This is a genomic window from Aquabacterium sp. T101, assembly GCF_057219775.1.
Genome location: NZ_JBXVVZ010000005.1, coordinates 174,188 through 198,378, shown reverse-complemented (window position 1 = coordinate 198,378; position 24,191 = coordinate 174,188). Strand labels below are relative to the sequence as shown.

Here is a 24,191-nt window from a genome sequence, read left to right as displayed (position 1 = left end):
GGCAAGGGCTCAGCCGGCCAGGGTGGCCCGCACCGCGGCGGCCACGCGGTCCACGTCGGCGTCGGTCATGCGGGTGTACAGCGGCAGGCTCACCATGCGCTCGAACGCGTGCTGGCTGGCCGGGAACTGCGCCGGCTGCAGACCGTAGCGGTCGCGCCAGTAGGGCTGCAGGTGCAGCGGGATGTAGTGCACGCTGCAGCCGATGCCGGCGGCGAACATCCGCTCGATGAACCGGTCGCGCGACACGCCCGCGCCGTCAGACAGGCGCAGCACGTACAGGTGCCAGGCGTGCCGGTCGCCCCCCGCCGGCCAGGGCGGCGTGAGCACCGGCAGGCCGGCCAACGCCGCGTCGTAGCGCCGCGCGATCGCCTCGCGCCGGGCCTGGAACGCCTGCGCCTTGGCCAGCTGGTGCAGCCCCAGCGCCGCGGCGATGTCGGTCAGGTTGTACTTGAAGCCCGGTGCCACGATCTCGTAGTACCAGCTCGGCACCGTGGCGGTGAAGCGGTCGAACGCGTCCCGGCTCATGCCGTGCAGGCGCATCACACGCGCGCGCCGCGCCAGGTCGGCGTCGCGCGTGACCAGCATGCCGCCTTCGCCGGTGGTGATGGTCTTGTTGGCATAGAAGCTGAACACCGTGGCGTCGCTGCCGAGCGTGCCGACGAGCGCACCACCGCAGGTGGTGGGCAGCGCATGGGCGGCGTCTTCCACCACCTTCAGGCCGTGGCGCCGGGCGATCGCCAGCAGCGCCGGCATGTCGGCCGCGAGGCCGGCGTAGTGCACCGGCAGGATCGCCTTCGTGCGCGGCGTGATCGCCGCTTCCACCGCGGCGGGGTCGATGTTCAGCGTGGCAGGGTCGATGTCCACCAGGCGCACGTCGGCGCCGAGGTAGCGCACCACCTCGGCGGTGGCGGTGAAGGTGTGCGTGGTGGTGATGACCTCGTCGCCCGGGCCGATGCCCAGCGCCTCCAGCGCCAGGTGCAACCCGGCGGTGGCCGAGTTGACGGCGATGCACTGCAGCGACTCGTCGCCGAGGAACCGGGCAAACGCCTTCTCGAATCGCGCCGCCTTGGGCCCGGTGGTCACCCAGCCCGAGCGCAGCGTGTCCACCACCTCGGCGATCTCCTCCTCGCCGATCTCGGGCAGCGCAAAGGGCAGGAACGGAAGCTTGTCGGTCGTCGTCATGGCTTGGTCGCCCACACGAGGCGGTGGGTGCGCAGGAAGGGCAGCAGCGCATTGGCCGGTGCCACGGTGGCCGGGTGCAGCGCCGCCAGCGCGCGCGCCAGCGGCGGCGCCAGCGTGATGCGGCGCAGGTCGATGCGGGCCCGGGGAAAGAGTTCCCGCAGCCGCGCGGTCGTCACGCCGCGCACGTCCGGGTTGCGCGGGTTGCCCACCGCGAAGTCGTAGCACAGCACGCCCCCGCCCGGGCGGACCCAGGACCACATCGCGGCGGCGAGGCGCTGCTGCTGGGCGTCGTCGAGCACGGAGGAGAACACGGTGAAGGCCAGCACCGCGTCCTGGCTGCCAGCGTCGATCGCGGCCAATGCCGCGTCGCCGGCCTCCACGCGCACGGCCTGCGGCAGGCAGGCGCGCGCGGCGGCAACGCGCTCGGGCAGCAGGTCGATGCCCGCCAGGCGGTCGGCGTCGGCGCCCAGGCGCAGCAGATCGAGCAGGTTGCCGCCGCTGCCGCAGCCCACCTCGACGATCGATCGTCCGGCCAGGCCCTGCCAGCCGTGGCGCCGCCACAGCGCCAGCATCGCGCGCAGCCGCTCCTGCTGCGCCTGCAGTGCCGCGGCGTCGAACAGGCTGTAGCGCCGGGCATCGGCCGCGGCGTCGCGCCGCGCGTACTGCGCCGCGATGGCCCCACCGGGGGCGGCCGGCAGCCGCTCGGGCGACGGCGCAGGGGTGTGCGGGTCGGTCATCGCGTCAGCTCCACCGCGTGGCGCGCGGGCCCGGCGCCACGCAAGAGCGCCCACAGGCCCTGCCAGGTGCCTACGCCATAACCCACGTGATAGGCGGCCACCACGGCGGGCAGCCTGGCCAGCACGCCGGCACCCGCGTCGGCCGGCGTGGCACGCGCCACCGACACCGCCACGATCGACAGGTAGGCGCCATAGGCCGCCAGCAGGCCGGCCAGCGGCATCGGCCCGGCCCAGGGCCAGGCCAGCGCCGCGAAGCACAGCGCGGCCACGAACAACGCCGGCACCAGCTGGCGCGGCGACCCCGGCTGGCCATGCTTGCGCAGCACGAAAGGGCGCCAGTAACCGTATTGCCGCTGCTGCGAGAACAGCTGGCGCAGGCTCGCCCGCGGCCGGTACACCGAGCGGATCGCTGCGCTCTGCCAGACCCGACCGCCGCCGCGGCGGATGCGCAGGTTGTGCTCGTCGTCCTGGTTGCGCACCAGGGTCTCGTCGAAGCGGCCGAAGCGGTCGAACGTGGCGCGCGGCCAGCAGCCGAGGTAGACGCTGTCGACCTCGCCCTCGTGCCGCACGTCGCGCGAGCGCGCGCCGCCGACGACCCAGCGGCACTGGAAGGCGGCGGCCACGGCACGCTGCATCGGCGTGCGGCCCTCGGCCACCCAGGGGCCGCCCACGTTGTCGGCGCCACTGCGCGCCAGCGCGGCAAGGCACTGGGCCAGGTAGTCCGGCGCGTAGGTCGTGTGCACGTCCAGGCGCGCCACGACGTCGCCTTGCGCCCGGCCCAGGCAGGCATTGAGCCCGGTGGACACGATGCGGCGCGGGTTGTCCACCAGCACGATGCGCGCGTCGGCGGCGGCGCGCTGCGCCAGTCGCTCGCGCGTGCCGTCGTCGCTGTCGCCGTCGGCCACCAGCACCTCCATCGCCCAGCCCTCGGGCAGGCGCTGCGCCAGCACCGCGTCGACGAAGGCGTCGACATGGTCGCGCTCGTTGCGACACGGCACGACCACCGAGAGCCGGCGCGGCTGCGCGGGCGCGTTCATCACGCCGCCTCCGGCTGCGGCTCGCGCAGCGTGTCGTACAGCGCGGCCATGCGGTCCATGTGCTGTCCGCGCGACGCGCGCTGCAGCACCGCGTCCCGGTTGCGCCGGCCGATCGCGCGCCGCGCCGGCACGTCGTCGGCCAGGGCGCGCAGCGCCGCGGTCAACGCCGGCACGTCGTCCACCGGCACCCGCTGCGGCGCGTCGATCCACACGCGGTTGGCCGGCAGGTCGGTCGCCACCACCGGCAGGCCGCAGGCCATCGACTCGAGCATCGCCACCGACGTGGCGTCGCTGGCCGGCACGCTCACCGACACGTCGGCGCGCTGCAGCGCGGCCACCATGCCGTCGTCGTCGACGCGGCCGACGAAGCGGACGCGCTCCGGGCCGAGCCCGAGCTCGGCCGCCAGCGCCTGCAGCTGCGGCGCCAGCGAACCGCCGCCCAGCAGCGTCAGGCCCGCGTGCAGCGCCGGCCGCTCGGCCACCAGGCGCGCCACGGCACGCAGCAGTACGTCGATGCGGTAGTTCGGCTCCCACTGGCGCAGGCTGATCAGCTCGAAGCGCTGCGGCGCGCCGGGGGCGTCCGCCGGCCGGAACCGCTGCGTGTCGACGCCCCACAGCACCTCGTGGCACGGCGCCGTGACGCCATAGCGCCGGATCTCGTCGAGCACGTCCTGCGAGTCGGCGGTGATCAGGTCGGCGCGGCCCAGGTTCCAGCCCACCAGCGAGCGCATCAGGCCGCCGCGCAGCCCGGGCTCGCGCGGCGTGACCAGGATGTCCGAACCCCAGGCCGTCTGAACCACCGGTGCCACGCCGCGGCAGGCCGCGGCCCACAGGCCGTAGGAGGTGACGTAGTGGCCGTGCACCCACTGTGGCGCGAGGCGCCGCGCCAGTGCGCGCACCCGGCCCAGCGCGCCGAACCAGCCCGCCGCCGAGTCGCCGTCGCCCAGCGCCACCACCTCGCTGGCGCCGTCCAGCGGCGCGGCGCGGCGCGTGCCCACCACGCAGTCGAAGCCGCGCTCGGCCATGGCCTGCACCCAGCGCCGCGTGTGCACGTGGCCGGCGTCGGCGAAGAACAGGATGCGCCCGCGCGAGGCCATGCTCAGGCTCCGTCCGGTCGCGCGGCGGCCACCGTGCGCAGCCAGGCCTCGTAGGCCTCGCGCCGGTCCGGCGCATGGGCATCGAGCCAGGCCCGGTCGGCGTCGCGCACGTCGCCCACCACGCGGGCCGGCCGGCCCTCGACGATGGCGAAGTCCGGCACGATGCCGGTCACGTAGCTGTGCGCGCGCACCAGCACGCCGCGGCCGATGCGCGCGCCCGGCGCGATGGTGCAGTGCGGGCCGACGAAGGTCCACGCGCCGATCGCGCTGGCCTCGCGCACCACGCCGGCGGGTTGCGCATGGCCCCAGAACGCCTCGCGCTCCAGGCGCAGCGCCCGGTGCGTGCTGTGCGTCAGCACCGACACGTGATTGGTGATCTGCACGCCGTCGTCGATGCGCAGCCCGCCCGACGCGTCGATGTAGTTGAAGTGGCCGATGAAGACATGGTCGCCCAGCGCCAGCCGCTGCGGCGACTCGACCGCCGTGGCACTGCCGATGCGCGAGTGCGGCCGCCACGTGCCGTCGCCCGAGCGCACGCCATAGCGCATGCGCGGCCCGAACAGGGCCCGCAGCGGATGGAGCAGGCGGTTGAACATCGCAGGCAAGGCGGTCGGATCAGGGCGCGGGCGGCAGCCGTGCATTGTCGCCGCGCAGCAGCGCCGTCCAGCGCAGGCCGGCGTCGCGTGCGAACAGGGTCCACGCCACGCCGATCGCCCCCAGGAACGCCAGGCTGGTGGCCACCGCCGCACCCGCCGCGCCCCAGCGCGGCAGGCTCCAGGCGGCGATGGCCAGCGTCAGGGCCAGCGACAGCCCGGCGATGCCGGCGGCCCAGTGCGGCCGGCCCAGGTGCTGCGTGTAGTAGGCCGACAGCGCCGACGCCGCCGCGTAGGCGGCCACGCCCGGCAGCAGCAGGGCCAGCGGCACCAGCGACGCCCGGTAGGCCTCGCCCAGCACCGCGGGCAGAGCCAGCCACGCCGCCAGCCCGAGCAGCGGCGCGGCCGCCAGGGCCGCGCCCAGCCCCAGGCGCACCGCATGCAACGCGGTGGCGCGGGCCTGCACCGCATCGGTCGAGCCGATGCGGGCGTAGGCCGACACCGTGACCGCCTGCGACAGCAGCCACAGCAGTTCGGCCACCTGCACCGCCACCGAGTACACGCCGGCCTCGGCCAGCCCGTGCGTGCGCTCGAGCAGGAACAGCGTGACGCGGTAGTTGGCCAGGCTCACCACGTTGGCCAGCGCGATGGCCGCGATGAAGCGCCACGCCGCTCCGGAGGCCATCGGCGGTTCGGCGGGCGGCGCGCTGGGCAACACCGGTGCGGCGCCGGGCCGCGCCAGGGCCCAGGCCGCGGTCACCCCGCCCACCAGCGCCTTGGCCAGCGCCCAGGCCCCGAGCACGGCCACGAGACCGGCCCATCCGGCCCCCAGCGAGGCCAGCAGCAGTCCCAGTACCAGCAGTGGCGCGCCGACCTGGGCCGCGTTCAGGGCCACCAGCCGCCCCTGCCCCATCCACAGGCCGGCGGCAGTCGGCGCCAGCAGCAGGCAGGGCGCCGCCAGGGCCAGCAGCCAGAGCAGGCGGTACGGATCGCTGCTCGACGCCTGCGCCACGCCGGCCAGCACGATCGCGGCTCCCAGGCCCGCCCCCAGCGCCGCTCCCAGCGCACGCCGCAGACGCTGCGCCGACAGCGCCCCGCGCGCGGCCTCGCGTGCCAGCAGCAGGCCCAGGCCCGAGCCCAGCGCGAGCAGCGCCGACTCCACCGCCACGAAGAGCGAGAACGCGCCCTGCACCTGCGGCCCCTGCCGAGCCACCACGATCAGGATCGCCAGGCCCAGGGCCACCGTCGCCAGCCGTGCCGCCAGGTTGAGCGCGGCCCCGCGCCACAGCGACGCGGCCGGGGCGGTTTCGGAGCGGTCGGGCGGGCTCGGGGGCGGGCTCATGGGCGGGGAGGCGGTGGCGCGCATTGTCGGCGTCCTGCGCCACCGCAACGGCGCTCTCAGGGGCAGTCTCTAGAATTGCGCCCTTTGCCCCGCCGCGCCCTCCGGCCGGCTTCTCCTTCCAGGAACCCGCGATGAGCGACCCCACGCCCCCCGTGCTCGACGAGAACAAGCTCATGGCCGAGCGGCGCGAGAAACTGGCGGCGCTGCGCAGCCGCGGCGTCGCGTTCCCGAACGACTTCAAGCCCAGCCACCACGCCGCGGACCTGCACCTGCGCCACGGCAGCACGCCCAACGAGACGCTGGAGCCGCAGGCGGTGAAGGTGGCCGTGGCAGGCCGCATGATGCTCAAGCGGGTGATGGGCAAGGCCTGCTTCGCCACGCTGCAGGACGCGTCCGGCCGGATCCAGCTCTACGTCACGCTGGACGCGGTGGGCGCCGACACGCTGGCCGACTTCAAGGGCTGGGACCTGGGCGACATCGTGGCCTGCGAGGGCACGCTGTTCCGCACCAAGGCGGGCGAGCTGTCGGTCAAGGCCGCGTCGATCCGCCTGCTGGTCAAGAGCCTGCGCCCGCTGCCGGACAAGTTCCACGGCATGACCGACCAGGAGCAGAAGTACCGCCAGCGCTACGTGGACCTGATGACCGACGACGCGGCGCGCGCGCGATTCGTGGCGCGCAGCAAGGCAGTGGCATCGATCCGCAACTTCATGGTCGAGCACGGCTTCCTCGAGGTCGAGACGCCGATGCTGCACCCGATCCCCGGCGGCGCGAACGCCAAGCCCTTCGTCACGCACCACAACGCGCTCGACCAGGAGATGTTCCTGCGCATCGCGCCCGAGCTGTATCTCAAGCGCCTGCTCGTCGGCGGCTTCGACCGCGTGTTCGAGATCAACCGCAACTTCCGCAACGAAGGCATCTCGGTCCGGCACAACCCCGAGTTCACGATGATGGAGTTCTACGCGGCGTACTGGCACCACCGCGACCTGATGGACTTCACCGAGCAGGTGCTGCGCCATGCCGCGCGCGCGGCCACCGGCAGCGCCACGCTGAGCTACGGCGGCCGCGAGGTCGACCTGGACCGTCCGTTCGCGCGCCTGTCGGTGCGCGACTCGCTGGTGGCGCACGCCGGGCTGACACCGGCCGAGGCCGACGATGCGGCAGCGCTGCACGCGCGCCTGAAGAACTTGGGCGAGGAGCCGCCGGCGCACTGGACCCTGCCCGAGCTGCAGTTCGGCCTGTTCGAGGCCGCGGTCGAGGACAAGCTCTGGCAGCCGACCTTCATCACCGACTATCCGGTGGAGGTGAGCCCGCTGGCGCGCGCGTCGGACACCAACCCGTCCGTGACCGAGCGCTTCGAGCTGTTCGTCACCGGGCGCGAGCTGGCCAACGGCTTCTCGGAACTCAACGACGCCGAGGACCAGGCCGCGCGCTTCGCGGCGCAGGCGGCCAACAAGGAAGCCGGCGACGAGGAGGCGATGTACTACGACGCCGACTTCATCCGCGCGCTCGAGTACGGCATGCCGCCCGCCGGCGGCTGCGGCATCGGCATCGACCGCCTCGTGATGCTGCTCACCGACAGCCCGAGCATCCGCGACGTGGTGCTGTTCCCGGCGCTGCGGCGCGAAGGCTAGGGCCGCGCCATGGCCGGGCGGCTCGACTCGCTGGACGCGATCGAGGCCGCGCTGTGGCGCGAGCTGGCTGCCGCGCCGCGCGACCGAACCCACCCCTGGCGCACGCCGGTGCTGGCCACCACCGACGGCGAGCGCGGCGACGCCCGCACCGTGGTCGTGCGCGAAGTGGACCCGCAGTCCCGCACGCTGCTCGTCTACACCGACGCCCGCGCGCCCAAGGCGGCGCAGATCGCGCGCCACCCGCTGGGCACGCTGGTGGCCTGGTCGCCCGCGCTCGGCTGGCAGCTGCGGCTGCGCGTGCGGCTGGCCCTTCAGACGGACGGCCTCGCGGCGTCGTCGCACTGGGCCCGGCTGAAGCTGGCGCCCGGCGCGCAGGACTACCTGTCCGCGCTGCCGCCGGGCAGCGCGCTCGACAGCGCCATCGGCGCTCGCGGCGAGCGTGCCCACTTCGCGCTGGTGGAAGCCGCCATCGAGTCGATCGACTGGCTGGAACTGCATGCGCAGGGCCACCGCCGAGCCGCGTTCGACGCCGCCGGCGCGCGCTGGCTGCAACCGTAACGTCCGCGGACGCCGTTAAACATGTCGCGGCACGATGTCGCGACGCTGTCGGCCCGCCCCCCCGCCGCCTGCGTTGAGGCTGCACGATGCACCCGTCGCTTCGCCCCGCATGCCATGACCGACTGGACCCACCACCCGATCTACACGCGCCTGACCGCGCCCGAGCAGCCCTTCGCACGCCACGCGCTGCTGCACGACATGGAGCTCGGCCTGTCGCGGCTGGCACCCAGCCCGGGCCTCGCGACCCGCGTGCAGCACTTCGTCGAGCGCGGTGTGCCCTACTTTGCCCCCGGCGACGCGCACTACCGCGAATGGGCGGCCAAGGCGGCCGCGCTGTGGGACGAGCTGCACCAGCGCAGCCGCGCCGCGGCCGAAGCGCCGGCCGCCTGAGCGCCTGAACGCCTGAGCGCCTGACGGCGCGATGCGTCAGCCCTTGGGCCGGCGCGCCTCGGCCATGCGCCTTTCGATCTCCTGAAGCGGCATCGCGCCGGGCACGCGCTGGCCGTCCTCGAACACCAGCGCCGGCGTGCCGTTGATGCGGTACTTGCGCCCGAAGGCCACGTTGCGATCGATCGCGGCGGCATCGCACTGCCCCATCGTCCGCGGCGGCGCGTTGCCGTCGATCATCCAGCGGCGCCAGTTCGCCATCGCGTCCTTCGAGCACCAGATCGCGCGCGACTTGGCGTCCGAGTCGGGACCGAGCACCGGGTACAGGAAGGTGTAGATGGTGACGTCCTTCAGCGCCATCAGGTCGCGCTCCAGGCGCTTGCAGTAGCCGCAGTTCGGGTCACCGAACACCGCCAGCCGGCGCGAGCCGTTGCCCTGCTTGATCACCATCGCGTCCTTGAGCGGCAGCTCGTCGAAGCGGATCGCGGTGAGCTTGAGCACGCGCTGCTGGGTCAGGTTGGTGCGGTTGCGGATGTCGATGATCGAGCCGCCCTCGATCAGGTAGGTGCCCTCGGGGTCCGAGTAGTACAGGTCGGTGCCCACGCGCACCTCCCACAGGCCCGGCAGCGGCGCCTTGCTGACCTCGTCGATCTTCGGGAAGTCGGGCAGCCGCTGGGCGATGTTCTTGCGGATCACCGCCTCGTCGGCCTGCGCGGCCGACATCAGCAGCGCCGCGGCGAGGCCCCACGCGAGTTGTCGGAGTCGGAAAGTCACCATGGTCTTTCGGGAAGGGGCGGAAGGATCGGGAGCAGGACGGGGCGTCTGCGGCAAGGCAGCGGTACGGCAGGTCACTGCCCGAAGGCCCGCTGGGCCAACCACCGCTTCACGGGCCCGGCCGCTTCGACCAGACCCAGGCCGCGGTTGCGAAGTTCCTTCGCCCACGGCGCCGGATGCGCAAAAAGGCGCAACAGGCCGTCGGTGAGGGCCCCCATGGCCTGCACCGGGGCGGCCCGCTCGCGCGCATAGCGCTGCAGCAGCCGCGGGTCGCCCAGGCTGCGCCAGGGCTCGCGCGCGGCGATCACGCGCGACAGCGTGGCCACGTCGCCCAGGCCGAGGTTCAGCCCCTGCCCGGCCAGCGGGTGCACCACGTGCGCCGCGTCGCCCACCAGCACCCAGCCGGGGCCGCAGACCGACCCGGCCCGCGCCAGGGCCAGCGGCCAGGCGGCGCGCGGGCCCGCCAGCGCCAGCGTGCCCGCGGCGGCGCCGCAGGCCTGCTCCAGCTCGGCCACGAAGGCCGCGTCGTCGAGTGCCATCAGCGCCCGGGCGCGATCGGTGGGCAACGACCACACCAGCGCCAGGCCGTGGCCGGGTCGCGGCCGGTCCATCGGCAGCAGCGCCAGCACGTCGGGCGCGCGGAACCACTGGCGCGCCACGCCGCCGTGCGGCAACTCGCCGACGAGCCGGGCCGCCACGGCCGTCTGGCCGTAGTCGTGGATGTCGAAGGACACGCCGAAGCGCTCGCGCGTGGCCGAGGCGCGGCCCTCGGCCACCACCTGGAGGGCCGCCGGTACTTCCGGCGCGTCGGTCGGCGTGACATGCGGCGCGTAGCGCAGCGCGTTGGCCAGCTCCGCCTCGAGGGCGGCCGCGTCGACGATCCAGGCCAGCTCCCGCACCTGCTGCTGCCATGCGGAAAAGCTCAGCGACTGCACGCCGGCGTCGCCGGTGACCTGCATGTCGTAGACGGGCGTGCGGGCGTCCGCCGGCAGCGCGCCCCACACCTTGAGGCTGTCGAGCAGGGCCACCGACGCCGCGTTCAGCGCATAGGCCCGCACGTCCTCGCGCGCTGTGGCGGCCGGCGGACGCGACAGCGCCACGGCCAGCCCCTGGCGCGACAGCGACAGGGCCAGCGCACTGCCGACGATGCCGGCACCGCGCACGCAGACGTCCATGGTTTGCATCGGTGCGCATTCTAGGGAGCCGGACGCAATGCGACACTCCGTCCCGTGAATCCCTCCGACCTCGACCTGCGCATCGCCAGCCTGCATGTGCACCCCGTGAAGTCCTGCGCCGGCATCGCCGTGCAGGAAGCCTGGCTTTCCGACACCGGCCTGGAGCTCGACCGCTGGTGGATGGTGGTCGACGAGCACGGCGAGTTCGTCAGCCAGCGTGAACTGCCGCGCATGGCCCTGATCCAGACCCGCCTGCGCCACGAGGACGTGGTGCTGCGCGCCCCGGGCATGCTGGCGCTGCACCTGCAGCAGGACCGCGTGGAAGCCGCCGTGCGGGTGCGCGTCTGGGACGACGTGGTGCCGGCCTACGACATGGGTGACCTGGCGGCCCAGTGGTTCAGCGACTTCCTGGGACGCCGGCTGCGCCTGGCGCGCATGGACCCCGACGCCCGGCGCCTGGCGAACATGCGCTGGACCGGCGGCCTGCAGGCCCGCACGGCCTTTCCCGACGGGTTCCCGCTGCTGGTGGCGTCCACGGCGTCGCTGGCCGAGCTGAACCGGCGTCTCGCCGCCGCGGGGCACGCGGCCGTGACGATGGAGCGGTTCCGGCCCAACCTCGTGCTCGAGGGCCTGCCCGACGCCCATGGCGAGGACCATATCGACACCCTCGCCATCGACTCGCCCGATGGCGAGGTGGTGCTGAAGCTGGTCAAGCCCTGCAGCCGCTGCAGCATCCCCGACGTCGACCCGGCCACCGCGCAGACCGGCCATGCCGTCACCGACGCGCTGGCGGCCTATCGCGCCGAGCCGCGCCTGGACGGCGCGCTCACCTTCGGCCAGAACGCCGTCGTCGTGTCGGGGGTCGACTGCCGCATCGCGGCGGGCGCGCGCGTGCAGGCCACGTACGCCTTCTGACATGCCGCGGCCCCTGCGACTGCCGAGCTGGCAGCTGTTCGCACTGGCGGTGGCGATCTGGAGCACCACCTGGCACGCGATCCTGTACCAGCTCGAGCACACGCCGCCCGAACTGGGCGTGGCGCTGCGCTTCGGGCTCGCCGCGGCCCTGGTGATGGCCTTGGCGGCCTGGCGCGGCGATCGCCTGCGCTTTTCCGCGGGCGACCACGCCTGGCTGGCGCTGCAGGGCGTGTTCATGTACAGCCTGGCCTACTTCGCCGTCTATCACGCGGAGCGGCATGTGCCGTCGGGGCTGGTGGCCGTGGGCTACTCGGCGTCGCCCCTGGTCACCGGCGTGGCGGCGTGGTGGCTGTGGCGCCAGGCCATCGACACCCGCTTCGTGGTCGGCGGCGTGCTGTGCCTGGCCGGCGTGACGATGATCTTCTGGCCCGAGCTCACGCACGTCGGCGCCGGCGGCGCGGCGGCCCTGGGAGCCGCCTGCACGGTGGCGGCCGTGCTGCTGTCGGCCGTCGGCAGCCTGACCGCGAGCCGCAATGCGGCGCGCCAGCTGCCCCTGTGGCCGGCGATCGGCTGGGGCATGACCTACGGCGCGGCGCTGTCCCTGCTGGTGGCGCTGGCGCTGGGCCAGCCGCTGGCACTGCCGGCACCGTCCGAAGCGCCGGCCTGGTGGCTGTCCCTGATGTACCTCGCCGGGGCGGGGTCGGTGGTGGCCTTCGCGTGCTACCTGACGCTGCAGTCGCGCGTCGGGCCCGGCGCGTCGTCCACCGTCGGTGTGGCCACGCCGGTGCTGGCCCTGGTGCTGTCGGCGCTGTACGAGGGCTTCCGCCCGGTCGCGCTGACCTGGGTCGGCGTGGTGCTGGCGGTGGCCGGCAACGTGATGATCCTGCGCCCCGGCCTGCAGCGCGACGCGGCCGAGAACCGGCACTGATGGCCGTCGGGCCGGCAGGGCGGCCACCTACAATCCCGCGCTCCTGTCCCGAAAGTTTTCCATGAGCCTGCAATGCGGCATCGTGGGCCTGCCCAACGTCGGCAAGTCCACCCTCTTCAATGCCCTCACCAAGGCCGGCATCGCGGCCGAGAACTATCCGTTCTGCACCATCGAGCCCAACGTCGGCGTGGTCGAGCTGCCCGACCCGCGCCTGGCGCAGCTGGCCGCGATCGTGAAGCCCGAGCGCGTGGTGCCGGCGATCGTGGAGTTCGTCGACATCGCCGGCCTCGTGGCCGGCGCGTCCAAGGGCGAGGGCCTGGGCAACCAGTTCCTCAGCCACATCCGCGAGACCGACGCCATCGTCAACGTGGTGCGCTGCTTCGACGACGAGAACGTGATCCACGTGGCCGGCAAGGTGGACCCGATCTCCGACATTGAGGTGATCCAGACCGAGCTGTGCCTGGCCGACCTGTCCACCGTGGAGAAGAGCCTGGCGCGCTACACCAAGGTGGCCAAGGCGGGCGGCGACAAGGAGGCCCAGCGCCTGGTGGACGTGCTGCGCAAGTGCGAGGCCGCGCTCAACGAGGGCAAGCCGGTGCGCGGCATCGACTTCAGCAAGGAAGAGCTGGTGGTGCTCAAGCCGCTGTGCCTGATCACCGCCAAGCCGGCGATGTTCGTCGGCAACGTGGCCGAGGACGGTTTCGAGAACAACGCCTACCTGGACCGCCTGCGCGAGTACGCCGAGCGCCAGAACGCGCCGGTGGTGGCGATCTGCGCCAAGACCGAGGCCGAGCTGGCCGACATGGGCGACGAGGACAAGGCGATGTTCCTGGCCGAGATGGGCCAGAGCGAGCCCGGCCTGAACCGCCTGATCCGCGCCGCGTTCAAGCTGCTCGGCCTGCAGACCTACTTCACCGCCGGCGTGAAGGAAGTGCGCGCCTGGACGATCCACATCGGCGACACCGCGCCGCAGGCCGCGGGCGTGATCCACACCGACTTCGAGCGCGGCTTCATCCGCGCCCAGACCATCGCGTTCGCGGACTTCGTCGCCCACGGCGGCGAACAGGGCGCCAAGGACGCCGGAAAGATGCGCGCCGAGGGCAAGGAGTACGTCGTCCACGACGGCGATGTCATGAACTTCCTGTTCAACGTCTGACGCCGCGGTGAGCAAGCCGGCCCCGACCGAGACACGCAGGTCCTGGTCGGCCCTGCGGGGGCCGGTGGCGGTCTTCGCGATCACGCTCGTGGCCTACGTGATCGCGGCGCGGCTGGGCCTGCTGCTGGCGATCCAGCCCAGCAACGTGTCGCCCATCTTCCCGGCCGCCGGCGTGGGGCTGGTGGCGGCGCTGCTCGGCGGCCGTGCGGCGCTGCTGGCGATCCCGTTCGCGGCCATGGCGGCCAACGTGTGGTCGATCGCGGCCGGCACGTCCGCCCCGCCGTCGCTGGCCGTGGCACTGATGTGGTTCGGCACCGGCGTCGGCGCCGCGGTGCAGGCGGCCGTGGGCGCCTGGATGCTGCGCCGCTTCGTGGCCCAGCCGCTTACGCTGTCCGAGCCGCGCGACCTCGCCCGCTTCATGCTGGTGATCGCGCCGCTGGCCTGCTGCATCAGCGCCAGCGTGGCCCTGCCGCTGCTGCTGGCGTCGGGGTCGATCGATCCCGGTTCGGCGCTCTTCGTCTGGGGCGCCTGGTGGATCGGCGACGCCCTGGGCATGCTGATCGGCGCGCCGGTGATCCTCACCCTGGTCGGGCAGCCCGCCGATGCGTGGCGCCCGCGGCGCTGGTCGGTCGCGCTGCCGCTGGTCATCGTCACGGTGGTGATGGGCCTGGGCGTGCGCGGTGCGGTCACGGCCGACGAGGCGCTGCGGCTCCAGAGCTTTGCCCGCGACGCCGATGCGGCAGTGAGCGACCTGCGCACCCGGCTGCAGGAGCCGCAGCGCGCGCTCGAAGCCATCCGTGGCGTGGCCGATGCGGCGCCGGCGTTGGATCGCGCGGCGTTCAGGCGCGCGGCAGCGTCGTGGCTGATCGATGCCGAAGGCCTGCTCGCGCTGGGCTACGGCGAGCGCGTGGCGCGCGTGGACATCCCCGCATTCGAGGCCCGGGAGCGGGCCGCGGGCGCGCCAGACTATCGCGTGTTCGACCGGCGCGATGCCGGCGTGCCCCAGCCGGACGAGGACTTCGTCTACGCGGTGCGCTTCGTGGAGCCGATGGCGCCGAATGCCGGGGCCCTGGGCGTGAACAGCCGGTCGAACCTCGGCGCGCGACTGGCTCTCGACCGTGCCGTGCGCACCGGTCGCCCGGCCGTGACGACGCCGGTCAGCCTGTCGCAGGGCGGGCGGGGCGTGCTGCTGTACCAGGCCCTGTACCGCGGCGAAGCCGCCAGCGTGGAAGACCGGCTGGCCCTGCAGCGCAGCGTCGTGTTCGCCACACTGAGTCCCGAGAAGCTGCTGCAGGCGGTCAGGTCGCGCCAGCCGACCTATCTGCAGATGTGCCTGCTGGACAACGAGGCGCCGGCCGCCTCGCGCGTGCTGGCCGGGTCCGAGGGCTGCCTGGAGGTCGATACGGCGGCCGCCCTGCACGTGTCGCCCCTGCCGTTCGGCGGACGCCAGTGGGACCTGCGGATCTACGCCGAGTCGCTGCCGGTCACCGGCCTGGGTCGGGCCTGGCCGTTTGCGCTGATCGGCCTGGCCGGGTCGTCGCTGCTGGGCGCGCTGCTGCTGGTGATCACCGGCCGCGCACGGCGCATCGAGGCCGGCGTGGCCGAACGCACGGCCGAGCTGCAGCAACGCACCGCCGAGCTTCAGTCCGAGGTGGCGCAACGCCAGCGCACCGCCAGCGCGTTGCGCGAGAGCCAGCAGCGCCTGCGCAACATCCTCGACCACGCGCCCATCGGCGTGGCCTATACCGACACCGAGGGCCGCATTCGCGAGGCCAACCCGCACCTTCGCGAGCTGCTGGGCATCACCGGCGAGCGCCTGACCGGCACGCCGATCGCCAGCCTGCTGCACCCCGACGACCGCGATGCCGAAGCGCAGGCCCGTGCCCGCCTGCTGGCCGGCGAGGTGCCGATGGCGCACTGGCACCTGCGCTGCATCGCGGCCGGCGGCGCAACGATCTACACCCGGGCCAGCGTGTCGGTGCTGCGCAGCTCCGGCCGCAACGGCCCGTCCGAGGCACGGCGCATGGTGTGGGTGATCGAGGACATCACCGAGCATCTGGCGCTGGAAGAAGCCCAGCGCGCGCGCAAGGGCGCCGAGGCGGCCAACCGCGCCAAGAGCGAGTTCCTGTCCCGCATGAGCCACGAGCTGCGCACGCCGCTGAATGCGATGCTGGGCTTCGCGCAGCTGCTCGAGCTGGACCGCAAGCAGCCGCTGGCGCCGCACCAGCTCGAGTGGACCGCGCAGATGCGGCAGGCCGGCTGGCACCTGCTGCACATGATCAACGACACGCTGGACCTGTCGCGCATCGAGTCCGGCCACGTCGACCTGCAGCTGCGCACGCTGGACCTCGCCGAACTGGTCGAGGGCGCCCGCACGCTGCTGGCGCACAACGCCCTGCAGCGCCGGGTGACGGTGGAGGTGCACCTGGGGGTGGGGGCGCGGGCCGTGATCGGCGATGCGACCCGCGTCAAGCAGGTGCTGACGAACCTGCTGTCCAACGCGGTCAAGTACAACGTGGAGGGCGGCCAGGTCATCGTGACCAGCCGCCTAGCCGGCGACGGGCGCGTGGCGGTCGACGTGATCGACACCGGCCCCGGCATGAGCGAGGCGCAGCTGACCCAGCTGTTCCAGCCCTTCAACCGCCTCGGGCGTGAGGCCGGGCCGATCGAGGGCACCGGCATCGGCCTGGTGATCAGCCTGAAGCTGGCCGAGCTGATGGGCGGCCGGCTGCACGCCCGGTCCAGCCCCGGCATGGGATCCACCTTCACGCTGGAGCTGCCCCGGGCCGCCGTCGAGCCCACGCCAAGCCAGCTGATGGACGACACCGAGGTGGAGCCGGCCTCGTACCGGCGCCGGCTGATCCAGTACGTCGAGGACAACGAGACCAATGCCGAGGTCATGCGCGGCATCCTGGCGCTGCGCCCGCAGGTGGACCTGGAAGTCTCCACGCTGGGCCTGGAGGGCCTGGCCGCGATCCGGGCGCGCCGGCCGAGCCTGGTGCTGCTGGACATGCAGCTGCCCGACATCGACGGCCTGGAACTGCTGCGCCGGCTGCGCGCCGACGACGACACGGCCGACATCCCGGTCATCGTGGTGTCGGCCGACGCCACCGAGGCCCGGATCGCCGAGGCCATTGCCGCGGGTGCCACCCACTACCTGACCAAGCCGGTCAACGTGCCCGAGTTCCTGTCCGCCGTGGACTCGGTGCTCGAGGACCTCGACACGCACTTCGGCTGACCCAGGGCCGAAAGTTAGCGTGCGCACGCTACATCAAAACACGCTTCTGGCAAAGCGTCACACCCCGATCCAGCGCGAATCGGCGGCATAAGCACTCGTCGATCGAGAGTGCTAATATTTGGGAACCAGGCCCCATCGGGCCGCTCAAAGACGCCATGACCGCAACCTCTACCCCTGTGCCCATGTCGCAAACCCTGGCCCTGCGCAACCCGTGGGCCATGGTGCCGCCGATCGGCAACCTGGACGCCTACATCTCGGCCGTCAACCGGGTGCCGCTGCTGACGCCGCAGGAGGAATCCGACTACGCCCGCAAGCTGCGCGACAGCGGTGACATCGACGCCGCCGGCCGCCTGGTGCTGTCGCACCTGCGCCTGGTGGTGTCCGTGTCGCGCCAGTACCTCGGCTACGGCCTGCCCCATGCCGACCTGATCCAGGAAGGCAACGTCGGCCTGATGAAGGCCGTCAAGCGCTTCGACCCCGAGCAGGGCGTGCGCCTGGTGAGCTACGCGCTGCACTGGATCAAGGCCGAGATCCACGAGTACATCCTCAAGAACTGGCGCATCGTGCGCCTGGCCACCACCAAGGCGCAGCGCAAGCTGTTCTTCAACCTGCGCTCGATGAAGGCCAGCATGAAGGGCGAGGCCGCCGACGGCGACACGCACCGCAACACGCTGAGCGCGGCCGAGGCCGACACGGTGGCGCGGCAGCTCAACGTCAAGCGCGAGGAAGTGCTCGAGATGGAGACGCGCCTGGCCGGCGGCGACGTCGCGCTGGAGCCGCAGACCGACGACGATGGCGAGGAAAGCTACGCGCCGATCGCCTACCTGGCCGACGAGTCGAGCGAGCCCACCCGCGTGCTCGAGGCGCGCCATCGCGACCGGCTCTCCGGCGACGGCATCCTGCGCGCGCTGGACGTGCTGGACGCCCGCAGCCGCCGCATCGTCGAGGAGCGCTGGCTGAAGGTCAACGACGACGCCTCGGGCGGCATGACGCTGCACGAGCTGGCTGCCGAGTACGGCGTGAGCGCCGAGCGCATCCGCCAGATCGAGGTGGCGGCGATGAAGAAGATGCGCGGCGCGCTGGAAGCCCAGGCCGCCGCCTGACGGTGGCCCGGGCGGCGCGGCCGGTTCAGGCGCCGGCCAGCAGCTGCTTCACGTCCTGCAGCAGCGCGTCGGCGCCGCTGCCGTAGCGCGAGAAGATCCGGATCCGCCCCTGCGGGTCGAACACGTAGGCGCCGGCGGTGTGGTCGACGGTGTAGCTGCCGGGTGTCTTGCCGGGCACCTTGGCGAAATACACCTTGAACTCCTTGGCCGCGGCCTGCGTCTGCTCCAGGTCCGCGCGCAGCGCCACCACGTCGGGCCCGAAGGCGGCCACGTACTCCTTGAGCACCGCAGCCGTGTCGCGCTCCGGGTCGACGGTGACGAACACCGGCTGCACCCGCGCACCGTCGGCGCCCAGCTTCCGGCGCACGTCCGCCACCTCGGCCAGCGTCGCGGGGCAGACGTCCGGGCACTGGGCGAAGCCGAAGAACACGATCACGACCTTGCCCTTGAACTCGTCGAGGGTGCGCACCTTGCCGTCGATGTCGGGCAGCGCCAGCTGCCTGGCGTAGGCGGCGCCGGTGATGTCGATGCCGCGGAACGCCGGCTTCGACTCGCTGCAGGCGGCCAACAGCCCCAGGGCGGCGGTGGCGGCCAGGGCCAGGGTGCTACGGCGCTTCATGGCGTGCTCACAAGTAATGGTCCACCAGCAGGGCCGCGAACAGCAGCGCCAGGTACCAGATGGAGTAGCGGAAGGTGCGCCGGGCCAGGCCCTCGCTGTAGGCGCGCCAGAGACGGAACGCCAGCACCAGGAACCACGCCCCCAGCGCGACGGCCGCCGCCAGGTAGACGACGCCGCTCATGCCCTGGATGAAGGGCAGCAGCGACGCCGCGAACAGGACCAGCGTGTAGAGCAGGATCTGCAGCCGCGTGAAGTCGTTGCCGTGCGTCACCGGCAGCATCGGCAGGCCGGCGCGGGCGTAGTCGTCGGCGCGGTACAGGGCCAGGGCCCAGAAGTGCGGCGGCGTCCACACGAAGATGATCAGCACCAGCAGCCAGGCCTCGGCGCCGACCTCGCCGCGCATCGCGGCCCAGCCCAGCAGCGGCGGCATCGCGCCCGATGCGCCGCCGATGACGATGTTCTGCGGCGTGGCCGGCTTGAGCAGCACGGTGTAGACGATGGCGTAGCCGACGAAGGTGGCCAGCGTGAGCCACATCGTCAGCGGGTTCACGGCCCACAGCAGCGCGCTGCCCAGGCCGCACAGCACGGCGGCGAACAGCAGGGTCTGCGTGTGCGTGAGGTCGCCGCGCGCCGTGGGCCGCCACGCCGTGCGCGCCATGCGCGCGTCGATGCGCTCCTCGACCAGGCAGTTGAAGGCGGCGGCCGCGGCCGCGACGAGCCAGATGCCGGCCGAGGCCAGCAGCAGCGTGCGCCAGTCCGGCACGCCGGGCACCGCCAGCAGCATGCCGATGACGGCGCAGAACACGATCAGCTGCACCACGCGCGGCTTGGTCAGCACGTAGAACTGCCGCACGCGGGAGGCGCGCGAGACCGGTGCGGGGGTGGCGGCGGCGGACGTGGACATGGCAGGCGAAGCGGGCGATTCTCTTACACGGCCGGGTGCAGTGGGCCGGGGGGTCGGGCCACGTGGCGGGCTTCGGCCGGCCGCACGTGGGCACGGGCCAGCAGGTGGGCCAGCACCATGGCCAGCGCGGCCGCACCGCCGGTGTGGAGCACTGCGGCCAGCAACGGCCAGCCCAGCACCACGTTGGACAGCCCGGTGGCCAGCTGCAGCAGTGCCAGGGCCGCCAGCGCGAACGCAAAGCGTCGCAGCGTCGCGTCGCCGGTGCGCGCCAGGGCCCAGGCCAGCGCGCCCAGCGCCCCCAGCACCAGCACTGCCGCAAGGCGGTGCGTCATGTGGATCGCCGTCAGCGCGGCAAAAGGCAGGTAGCCGCCCGCGGCCGTCTCGCCGAGTTCGCGGCGCAGCGTGAAGCCCTGGGCGAAGTCCATCGGCGGCCACCACTGGCCCTGGCAGGTGGGGAAGTCGCGGCAGGCCAGCACGGCGTAGTTGGTGCTGACCCAGCCGCCGAGGGCGATCTGCAGCACGACGAGCACCGCCGTGCCCCAGGCCGCGGCGCGCAGGCCGGCCGACAGCGCCACCGGGCGCGGCTCGAAGACCTGGTCCTGCAGCGTCAGCAGCACCAGCAGGCCGATGCCGCCGAGCAGGTGCAGCGTGACGATGGCGGGGTAGAGCTTCATCGTCACGGTGAGCGCGCCGAACGCGCCCTGCGCCACCACCCACACCAGCGTGACGAAGGCCCAGGCTGGCGACGGCGCCTGCCGGTCGCTGCGGCGCAGCCACCAGGACGCCACGGCCATCACCGTGATCAGCACGCCCACCGCCGTGGCGAGGTAGCGGTGCACCATCTCGACCCAGGCCTTGCCGTGGGTGACGGGGCCGTCGGGCCGCGCCGACTGCTCGACGAGGATCTCGTCGCGTGCCCCCAGCGGGCTGGCGCTGCCGTAGCAGCCGGGCCAGTCGGGGCAGCCCAGGCCGGAATCGGTCAGGCGCGTGAAGGCGCCGAACAGCACCAGGTCGAAGGTGAGGAACAGCGTCAGCAGCGTCAGCGCGTGCAGGCGCCGGCGCGGCGTGGCACCGCGATGGCGCAGCCACACCCAGGCCAGCGGCCCGAGCGCCAGGGCCACGCCGAGCAGCGCCAGCTGCCCGATCGGCGCCCAGTCCACCAGCGAGCCGTCCATCGCGTCAGCGCCCGGGCGTGTCCCACGACGACGACGCGCGCAGCACGCGGTCGATGTCGCGCTTGAATCGGGACGGTTCGAGCGTCGACGGCGCGCGCATCATCCAGCGGCCCATCGGGTCGACGACGTACAGGTGGGCCCCCAGCGGTTCGCCGGGCGCCGGGGCCAGCCAGCGCGACAGGTCGGCCATCGGCACGCGCAGCACCTGGGTCGGCGGCGCCGCCTCGAGGGCCGCCCGCAGGGCCGGCTTGACGGGCGCCTCGTCGACGACGAACCACACCTTGTCGATGCGGTCGCGCTCGCGGCCGGTCATCTCGCGCAGTTGGCGCTGGGCATACAGGCGCTGTTCGCAGGCGCTGTCGCAGTCGCCGCCGGCCACCGCGACCAGCAGCCACTGGCCGCGCAGCGACTTCGCGTCGACGCTGCGACCGTCGAGGTCGCGCAGCGGCAGGCCGGCGGGGATCTCGGGGGCCGACTCGATGATGGCGGCATAGTTGCTGCGCCCCTCGGGCCGCACGACGTAGTAGGTGAAGTACGAGGCGATCACCGGGGCGGCGCAGGCCAGCAGCACCAGCAGCAGCTTCCAGCGGCCCACCGCTGTGCGCCGGGAGGCCTCGTCGGCGGCGATGTCCAGCGGCGGCAGCGAATGCACCGACAGCTGCAGCGGCCGGGCGTGCGGGGCGTCAGCGCCTTCGGCGGGGTTGGATGAGCTGGAACCAGACATAGAGGATGACCACCAAGGCCGACAGGCCGAACCACTGGAACGCGTAGCCGTGGTGCTTGGCCACGCCGAGCGACGGCGCCGGCCAGTCGCGCAACAGGCCGTCGGCAGGCGCCACCGGCTCCCGTTGGAGCACCGACGACGGCACCAGGTTCAGGCCGGTTTCGCGGGCGAATGCGACGAGGTCGAGATTCTGCCGGATGGGGCCGGCTGCGTCGGCCGAAGGGGTGTCGAACTCATAGAGCCGGCCCGGCGGCGGTGCCAGGCGGCCCGACACGCTGACCAGGGTGTCGGGCGTGGGCGGTGCGGGCACCCGCGTGCGGTCGAGGAGGTCGCGCGGTGCCCAGCCGCGCTGCACCAGCACCGCGCGCCCGTCGGCCAGCTTCAGCGGCGTCACCACGAAGAAGCCGGGGCGACCGCCCATCTGCCGGTTGTCCAGGAACACCGTGTGCGGCGTCGACCAATGGCCCGTCAGCTGCACGGGGCGGTGGTGCTGCCGGGCAGCCTCGGTGGCGTCCGACGCCAGATCGGCGTCGCGCAGCGGCGGCAGCGCGCCCCGGTCGTCGATCGCGGCCTGCAGCGCGGTCTTCTGCGCGCCGCGGTCGAGCTGCCATAGGCCGAGCCGGGCGGTGACGGCGGCGCACACGAGCGCGGCCACCGCCACGACGATGCGGCGAACGCGCGGCGTCATGCCCGGCGGCCCCTGCGACAATGCGGCCGCATGAAAGTCGTCATCGTGATCGCCCTGCTGGCCGTGCTCGTGGCCCTGGCCAGCGCCGGCGTGTTCATGCTCAAGCGCCCGGTCGATCCGGCCGCGGGCGCCGACAAGCGCATGGCCCGCGCGCTGGCGGTCCGGGTGGGCGTGTCGGTGGCGGTGTTCCTGTTCGTGCTGCTGGCCTGGCAGCTCGGCTGGATCAAGCCCACTGGGCTGCCCACCGGCCGGTAGCCAGCGCGTCGGTCACGGCCCAAAGCAAAAGAGCGCCGCGAGGCGCTCTTTGCGTCTTGAGGCCGGACGCCCGCCGTCACAACCAGTAGACGAGCAGGTACAGACCGAGCCAGACCACGTCCACGAAGTGCCAGTACCACGCGGCGCCTTCGAAGCCGAAGTGCCGCTGCGGCGTGAAGTGGCCCTTCTGGATGCGCAGCGTGATGAACAGCAGCATCAGCGCGCCCACGCACACGTGGAAACCGTGGAAGCCCGTGAGCATGAAGAAGGTGGAACCGAAGATGCCCGAGCTGAGCTTGAGGTTCAGGTCCTGGTAGGCATGCGCGTATTCGTAGGCCTGCACGAACAGGAAGATGGTGCCCAGCGCCACGGTGATCCACATCCACAGCACGGTCTTGGCGCGCTGGTTGGCCAGCAGCGCATGGTGGGCGATGGTGAGCGTGACACCCGAGGTCAGCAGCAGCGCGGTGTTCACCGTGGGCAGCGGCCACGGGCCGATCACCGAGAAGGGCTCGACCGTGCCTCCCGGCGCCGCGGTGACGCCGGGGTTGGCCACGCCGGGCCACACGGCGCGGAAGTCGGGCCACAGCAGCTGGTGCTCCAGGTTGCCCAGCATCGGCAGCGCGTGGACACGCGCCCAGTACAGCGCGCCGAAGAAGGCCGCGAAGAACATCACCTCGCTGAAGATGAACCAGCTCATGCTCCAGCGGAAGGACACGTCGATGCGGTCGCTGTAGAGGCCGCCTTCGCTTTCGCTGATGGCCTGGCTGAACCACTGGTACATGATCACGGCCCACATCGCGAGGCCGCCGAACACGAAGAACTTGCCCCAGGACACGCCGTTCACCCACTGGCCCGCGCCAAAGATGACCAGCAGCATCGCCGTGGCCACCAGCACCGGATGGCGGGACGGCGAGGGAATGAAGTAGTAGGGGGTCGCCCCCGAATGATGCGTCGTCGCTGCGGACATGTTCTCGTCTCTCCTCGAATCGAAACCCTGCGCTCAGCCGGCGGCCACGCCGCTGCCGATCACCCATTTCACCAGCAGCAGCAGCCCGCCCACGAACAACGCCGCGGCAACGATGCCGGCGACGATGACGTGCAGCGGATTGAGCTGCGCAACATCCTTCTCGTACTCGGCGCCCTTGCGCACGCCGAAGAACGACCAGCCCACGGCCTGCAGCGTGCGCACGAACGAGCCCCGGCGGGCCACCGCCTGCTTCAGATCGTCGCCGGGCCGGTCGGTCACAGCGCCTTGCCCCCGGCCGGCGTGGCGGCCACCTTGCCCTTGACCTCGAAGAACGTGTAGCTGAGCGTGATCGTCTTCACGTCCTTCGGCAGCCGCGGGTCGATGACGAAGGCCACCGGCCACTGACGCGACTCGCCCGGCGCCAGCGTGTACTCGTTGAAGCAGAAGCACTCGAGCTTGTTGAAGTGCGGGCTGGCCTGCTGCGGCGCGTAGCTGGGGATCGCCTGCGCGGCCATGGTGCGGTTCTGCATGTTGCGGAACTCGTACATCACCGTGGCCAGCTCGCCCGGATGCACCTGGAGCGAGACGATGGCCGGCTTGAAGTGCCAGGGCCCGCGGGCGTTGGCGTCGAACTCCACCGTGATGGTACGCGAGCGGTCCACCTGCGTGTTGGGCGCCGCTCCGCGCTGGCTGCCGAAGGCGGCGGTCTGCGCCTCCGACACCGACAGCACGTTGATGCCGAGCGCGTCGCAGATGGCGCGGTACAGCGGCACCAGCGCATAGCCGAAGCCGAACATCAGCACCGCGATCAGCGCCAGCTTGCCCACCAGCGCGACGTTGTCGCGCCGGAGCCGTTCGAAGCGTGCGCCGCTCATGACGCTCAGCCCAGCAGCGCGATCTTGGCCATGAAGCCGAGCGCGAACGCCGCGGCCACCGACGCCAGGATCAGGCCCAGGCGGCGGTTGGCCCTGCGCTGCGAGTCGTCGTTGGCCATGGTGTGGTC

General features: G+C 72.7%; 26 protein-coding genes. 9 read left to right on the top strand and 17 right to left on the bottom strand.

Going from position 1 to position 24,191, the window contains the following annotated elements; translation table 11 throughout:
• Window positions 1-9 precede the first annotated feature (9 nt).
• The 6 genes from AC2EAQ_RS14470 to AC2EAQ_RS14445 are packed head-to-tail and all read right to left on the bottom strand — an operon-like array spanning window position 10 to window position 5,988.
• Window positions 10-1,182: a DegT/DnrJ/EryC1/StrS family aminotransferase gene (locus AC2EAQ_RS14470; protein ID WP_484645040.1), complete on the bottom strand. Its 1,173-nt coding sequence runs from the start codon at window positions 1,180-1,182 to the stop codon at window positions 10-12.
• On the bottom strand, window positions 1,179-1,919 hold the full coding sequence (locus AC2EAQ_RS14465) for a class I SAM-dependent methyltransferase (protein WP_484645039.1): 741 nt from the start codon (window positions 1,917-1,919) through the stop codon (window positions 1,179-1,181). Before AC2EAQ_RS14465 ends, AC2EAQ_RS14470 begins: the two co-directional genes overlap by 4 nt.
• Complete coding sequence (locus AC2EAQ_RS14460; RefSeq protein ID WP_484645038.1) at window positions 1,916-2,956, bottom strand: glycosyltransferase family 2 protein; 1,041 nt, start codon at window positions 2,954-2,956, stop codon at window positions 1,916-1,918. The genes AC2EAQ_RS14465 and AC2EAQ_RS14460 overlap by 4 nt, the downstream gene beginning before the upstream one ends.
• Window positions 2,956-4,053 (bottom strand): glycosyltransferase, encoded by a 1,098-nt coding sequence (locus AC2EAQ_RS14455; RefSeq protein ID WP_484645037.1) that lies wholly within the window; start codon window positions 4,051-4,053, stop codon window positions 2,956-2,958. Before AC2EAQ_RS14455 ends, AC2EAQ_RS14460 begins: the two co-directional genes overlap by 1 nt.
• Window positions 4,054-4,055: 2 nt before the next feature.
• Window positions 4,056-4,649, bottom strand: a complete 594-nt coding sequence (locus AC2EAQ_RS14450; protein ID WP_484645036.1) for an acyltransferase — start codon at window positions 4,647-4,649, stop codon at window positions 4,056-4,058.
• A 19-nt stretch (window positions 4,650-4,668) separates the two neighbouring features.
• On the bottom strand, window positions 4,669-5,988 hold the full coding sequence (locus AC2EAQ_RS14445) for a lipopolysaccharide biosynthesis protein (protein WP_484645035.1): 1,320 nt from the start codon (window positions 5,986-5,988) through the stop codon (window positions 4,669-4,671).
• Between the two features lie 131 nt (window positions 5,989-6,119).
• On the opposite strand from AC2EAQ_RS14445, the gene lysS reads away from it, so the two are divergent.
• The 3 genes from lysS to AC2EAQ_RS14430 all read left to right on the top strand — a co-directional run bounded on the left by lysS (window position 6,120) and on the right by AC2EAQ_RS14430 (window position 8,567).
• The gene (gene lysS / locus AC2EAQ_RS14440) at window positions 6,120-7,619 is read left to right on the top strand and encodes a lysine--tRNA ligase (RefSeq protein ID WP_484645034.1); all 1,500 of its coding nucleotides are present in this window, start codon (window positions 6,120-6,122) and stop codon (window positions 7,617-7,619) included.
• Between the two features lie 9 nt (window positions 7,620-7,628).
• The gene (locus AC2EAQ_RS14435; RefSeq protein WP_484645033.1) at window positions 7,629-8,177 is read left to right on the top strand and encodes a pyridoxamine 5'-phosphate oxidase; all 549 of its coding nucleotides are present in this window, start codon (window positions 7,629-7,631) and stop codon (window positions 8,175-8,177) included.
• A gap of 114 nt (window positions 8,178-8,291) precedes the next feature.
• Window positions 8,292-8,567 (top strand): hypothetical protein, encoded by a 276-nt coding sequence (locus tag AC2EAQ_RS14430; protein ID WP_484645032.1) that lies wholly within the window; start codon window positions 8,292-8,294, stop codon window positions 8,565-8,567.
• 36 nt (window positions 8,568-8,603) lie between these two features.
• Here the strand turns inward: AC2EAQ_RS14430 and AC2EAQ_RS14425 are convergent, their stop codons facing one another.
• Both AC2EAQ_RS14425 and AC2EAQ_RS14420 read right to left on the bottom strand, forming a co-directional pair.
• Complete coding sequence (locus tag AC2EAQ_RS14425) at window positions 8,604-9,341, bottom strand: DsbC family protein (protein ID WP_484645031.1); 738 nt, start codon at window positions 9,339-9,341, stop codon at window positions 8,604-8,606.
• A gap of 71 nt (window positions 9,342-9,412) precedes the next feature.
• Window positions 9,413-10,522 (bottom strand): FAD-dependent monooxygenase, encoded by a 1,110-nt coding sequence (locus AC2EAQ_RS14420; RefSeq protein WP_484645030.1) that lies wholly within the window; start codon window positions 10,520-10,522, stop codon window positions 9,413-9,415.
• Window positions 10,523-10,567: 45 nt separating this feature from the next.
• Here AC2EAQ_RS14420 and AC2EAQ_RS14415 point away from each other — a divergent pair, with 45 nt between their 5' ends.
• The 5 genes from AC2EAQ_RS14415 (at window position 10,568) to rpoH (ending at window position 17,853) form a co-directional block, all read left to right on the top strand.
• A complete protein-coding gene (locus AC2EAQ_RS14415; RefSeq protein WP_484645029.1) occupies window positions 10,568-11,428 on the top strand; it encodes an MOSC domain-containing protein in 861 nt (286 codons plus the stop codon).
• A 1-nt stretch (window position 11,429) separates the two neighbouring features.
• Window positions 11,430-12,356 (top strand): DMT family transporter, encoded by a 927-nt coding sequence (locus AC2EAQ_RS14410; RefSeq protein WP_484645028.1) that lies wholly within the window; start codon window positions 11,430-11,432, stop codon window positions 12,354-12,356.
• Between the two features lie 61 nt (window positions 12,357-12,417).
• Complete coding sequence (gene ychF / locus AC2EAQ_RS14405; protein ID WP_484645027.1) at window positions 12,418-13,512, top strand: redox-regulated ATPase YchF; 1,095 nt, start codon at window positions 12,418-12,420, stop codon at window positions 13,510-13,512.
• Window positions 13,513-13,519: 7 nt separating this feature from the next.
• Window positions 13,520-16,750 carry a CHASE domain-containing protein gene (locus AC2EAQ_RS14400; protein WP_484645026.1) on the top strand — a complete coding sequence of 1,077 codons (3,231 nt, stop codon included), beginning with the start codon at window positions 13,520-13,522 and terminating at the stop codon, window positions 16,748-16,750.
• A gap of 182 nt (window positions 16,751-16,932) precedes the next feature.
• Window positions 16,933-17,853, top strand: coding sequence for an RNA polymerase sigma factor RpoH (rpoH, locus tag AC2EAQ_RS14395; RefSeq protein ID WP_484645025.1), 921 nt, complete (start codon window positions 16,933-16,935; stop codon window positions 17,851-17,853).
• Between the two features lie 25 nt (window positions 17,854-17,878).
• Here the strand turns inward: rpoH and AC2EAQ_RS14390 are convergent, their stop codons facing one another.
• The 5 genes from AC2EAQ_RS14390 to AC2EAQ_RS14370 are packed head-to-tail and all read right to left on the bottom strand — an operon-like array spanning window position 17,879 to window position 21,963.
• Window positions 17,879-18,472 (bottom strand): SCO family protein, encoded by a 594-nt coding sequence (locus tag AC2EAQ_RS14390; RefSeq protein WP_484645024.1) that lies wholly within the window; start codon window positions 18,470-18,472, stop codon window positions 17,879-17,881.
• A gap of 7 nt (window positions 18,473-18,479) precedes the next feature.
• Window positions 18,480-19,376, bottom strand: a complete 897-nt coding sequence (gene cyoE, locus AC2EAQ_RS14385; RefSeq protein WP_484645023.1) for a heme o synthase — start codon at window positions 19,374-19,376, stop codon at window positions 18,480-18,482.
• Window positions 19,377-19,399: 23 nt separating this feature from the next.
• A complete protein-coding gene (locus tag AC2EAQ_RS14380) occupies window positions 19,400-20,551 on the bottom strand; it encodes a COX15/CtaA family protein (protein ID WP_484645022.1) in 1,152 nt (383 codons plus the stop codon).
• A 4-nt stretch (window positions 20,552-20,555) separates the two neighbouring features.
• Window positions 20,556-21,275 (bottom strand): SCO family protein, encoded by a 720-nt coding sequence (locus tag AC2EAQ_RS14375; protein ID WP_484645021.1) that lies wholly within the window; start codon window positions 21,273-21,275, stop codon window positions 20,556-20,558.
• A complete protein-coding gene (locus AC2EAQ_RS14370; RefSeq protein ID WP_484645020.1) occupies window positions 21,235-21,963 on the bottom strand; it encodes an SURF1 family protein in 729 nt (242 codons plus the stop codon). Before AC2EAQ_RS14370 ends, AC2EAQ_RS14375 begins: the two co-directional genes overlap by 41 nt.
• Window positions 21,964-21,993: 30 nt before the next feature.
• Here AC2EAQ_RS14370 and AC2EAQ_RS14365 point away from each other — a divergent pair, with 30 nt between their 5' ends.
• Window positions 21,994-22,218, top strand: a complete 225-nt coding sequence (locus AC2EAQ_RS14365) for a DUF2909 domain-containing protein (RefSeq protein WP_484645019.1) — start codon at window positions 21,994-21,996, stop codon at window positions 22,216-22,218.
• A 76-nt stretch (window positions 22,219-22,294) separates the two neighbouring features.
• Here the strand turns inward: AC2EAQ_RS14365 and AC2EAQ_RS14360 are convergent, their stop codons facing one another.
• The 4 genes from AC2EAQ_RS14360 to AC2EAQ_RS14345 are packed head-to-tail and all read right to left on the bottom strand — an operon-like array spanning window position 22,295 to window position 24,182.
• Window positions 22,295-23,188 (bottom strand): cytochrome c oxidase subunit 3, encoded by an 894-nt coding sequence (locus tag AC2EAQ_RS14360; RefSeq protein WP_484645018.1) that lies wholly within the window; start codon window positions 23,186-23,188, stop codon window positions 22,295-22,297.
• Between the two features lie 33 nt (window positions 23,189-23,221).
• A complete protein-coding gene (locus AC2EAQ_RS14355; protein WP_484645017.1) occupies window positions 23,222-23,467 on the bottom strand; it encodes a DUF2970 domain-containing protein in 246 nt (81 codons plus the stop codon).
• Complete coding sequence (locus tag AC2EAQ_RS14350; RefSeq protein ID WP_484645016.1) at window positions 23,464-24,063, bottom strand: cytochrome c oxidase assembly protein; 600 nt, start codon at window positions 24,061-24,063, stop codon at window positions 23,464-23,466. The genes AC2EAQ_RS14355 and AC2EAQ_RS14350 overlap by 4 nt, the downstream gene beginning before the upstream one ends.
• Window positions 24,064-24,068: 5 nt before the next feature.
• Window positions 24,069-24,182 (bottom strand): cytochrome oxidase small assembly protein, encoded by a 114-nt coding sequence (locus AC2EAQ_RS14345; RefSeq protein ID WP_484645015.1) that lies wholly within the window; start codon window positions 24,180-24,182, stop codon window positions 24,069-24,071.
• Window positions 24,183-24,191: the final 9 nt, after the last annotated feature.

What these genes read in the sequence shown, in the direction of transcription:
- AC2EAQ_RS14470 (WP_484645040.1), bottom strand. Translation starts at nt 1,182, where the DNA reads ATGACGACGACCGACAAGCTTCCGTTCCTGCCCTTTGCGCTGCCCGAG.
- AC2EAQ_RS14465 (WP_484645039.1), bottom strand. Translation starts at nt 1,919, where the DNA reads ATGACCGACCCGCACACCCCTGCGCCGTCGCCCGAGCGGCTGCCGGCC.
- AC2EAQ_RS14460 (WP_484645038.1), bottom strand. Translation starts at nt 2,956, where the DNA reads ATGAACGCGCCCGCGCAGCCGCGCCGGCTCTCGGTGGTCGTGCCGTGT.
- AC2EAQ_RS14455 (WP_484645037.1), bottom strand. Translation starts at nt 4,053, where the DNA reads ATGGCCTCGCGCGGGCGCATCCTGTTCTTCGCCGACGCCGGCCACGTG.
- AC2EAQ_RS14450 (WP_484645036.1), bottom strand. Translation starts at nt 4,649, where the DNA reads ATGTTCAACCGCCTGCTCCATCCGCTGCGGGCCCTGTTCGGGCCGCGC.
- AC2EAQ_RS14445 (WP_484645035.1), bottom strand. Translation starts at nt 5,988, where the DNA reads ATGAGCCCGCCCCCGAGCCCGCCCGACCGCTCCGAAACCGCCCCGGCC.
- lysS (WP_484645034.1), top strand. Translation starts at nt 6,120, where the DNA reads ATGAGCGACCCCACGCCCCCCGTGCTCGACGAGAACAAGCTCATGGCC.
- AC2EAQ_RS14435 (WP_484645033.1), top strand. Translation starts at nt 7,629, where the DNA reads ATGGCCGGGCGGCTCGACTCGCTGGACGCGATCGAGGCCGCGCTGTGG.
- AC2EAQ_RS14430 (WP_484645032.1), top strand. Translation starts at nt 8,292, where the DNA reads ATGACCGACTGGACCCACCACCCGATCTACACGCGCCTGACCGCGCCC.
- AC2EAQ_RS14425 (WP_484645031.1), bottom strand. Translation starts at nt 9,341, where the DNA reads ATGGTGACTTTCCGACTCCGACAACTCGCGTGGGGCCTCGCCGCGGCG.
- AC2EAQ_RS14420 (WP_484645030.1), bottom strand. Translation starts at nt 10,522, where the DNA reads ATGCAAACCATGGACGTCTGCGTGCGCGGTGCCGGCATCGTCGGCAGT.
- AC2EAQ_RS14410 (WP_484645028.1), top strand. Translation starts at nt 11,430, where the DNA reads ATGCCGCGGCCCCTGCGACTGCCGAGCTGGCAGCTGTTCGCACTGGCG.
- ychF (WP_484645027.1), top strand. Translation starts at nt 12,418, where the DNA reads ATGAGCCTGCAATGCGGCATCGTGGGCCTGCCCAACGTCGGCAAGTCC.
- rpoH (WP_484645025.1), top strand. Translation starts at nt 16,933, where the DNA reads ATGTCGCAAACCCTGGCCCTGCGCAACCCGTGGGCCATGGTGCCGCCG.
- AC2EAQ_RS14390 (WP_484645024.1), bottom strand. Translation starts at nt 18,472, where the DNA reads ATGAAGCGCCGTAGCACCCTGGCCCTGGCCGCCACCGCCGCCCTGGGG.
- cyoE (WP_484645023.1), bottom strand. Translation starts at nt 19,376, where the DNA reads ATGTCCACGTCCGCCGCCGCCACCCCCGCACCGGTCTCGCGCGCCTCC.
- AC2EAQ_RS14380 (WP_484645022.1), bottom strand. Translation starts at nt 20,551, where the DNA reads ATGGACGGCTCGCTGGTGGACTGGGCGCCGATCGGGCAGCTGGCGCTG.
- AC2EAQ_RS14375 (WP_484645021.1), bottom strand. Translation starts at nt 21,275, where the DNA reads ATGTCTGGTTCCAGCTCATCCAACCCCGCCGAAGGCGCTGACGCCCCG.
- AC2EAQ_RS14370 (WP_484645020.1), bottom strand. Translation starts at nt 21,963, where the DNA reads ATGACGCCGCGCGTTCGCCGCATCGTCGTGGCGGTGGCCGCGCTCGTG.
- AC2EAQ_RS14365 (WP_484645019.1), top strand. Translation starts at nt 21,994, where the DNA reads ATGAAAGTCGTCATCGTGATCGCCCTGCTGGCCGTGCTCGTGGCCCTG.
- AC2EAQ_RS14360 (WP_484645018.1), bottom strand. Translation starts at nt 23,188, where the DNA reads ATGTCCGCAGCGACGACGCATCATTCGGGGGCGACCCCCTACTACTTC.
- AC2EAQ_RS14350 (WP_484645016.1), bottom strand. Translation starts at nt 24,063, where the DNA reads ATGAGCGGCGCACGCTTCGAACGGCTCCGGCGCGACAACGTCGCGCTG.
- AC2EAQ_RS14345 (WP_484645015.1), bottom strand. Translation starts at nt 24,182, where the DNA reads ATGGCCAACGACGACTCGCAGCGCAGGGCCAACCGCCGCCTGGGCCTG.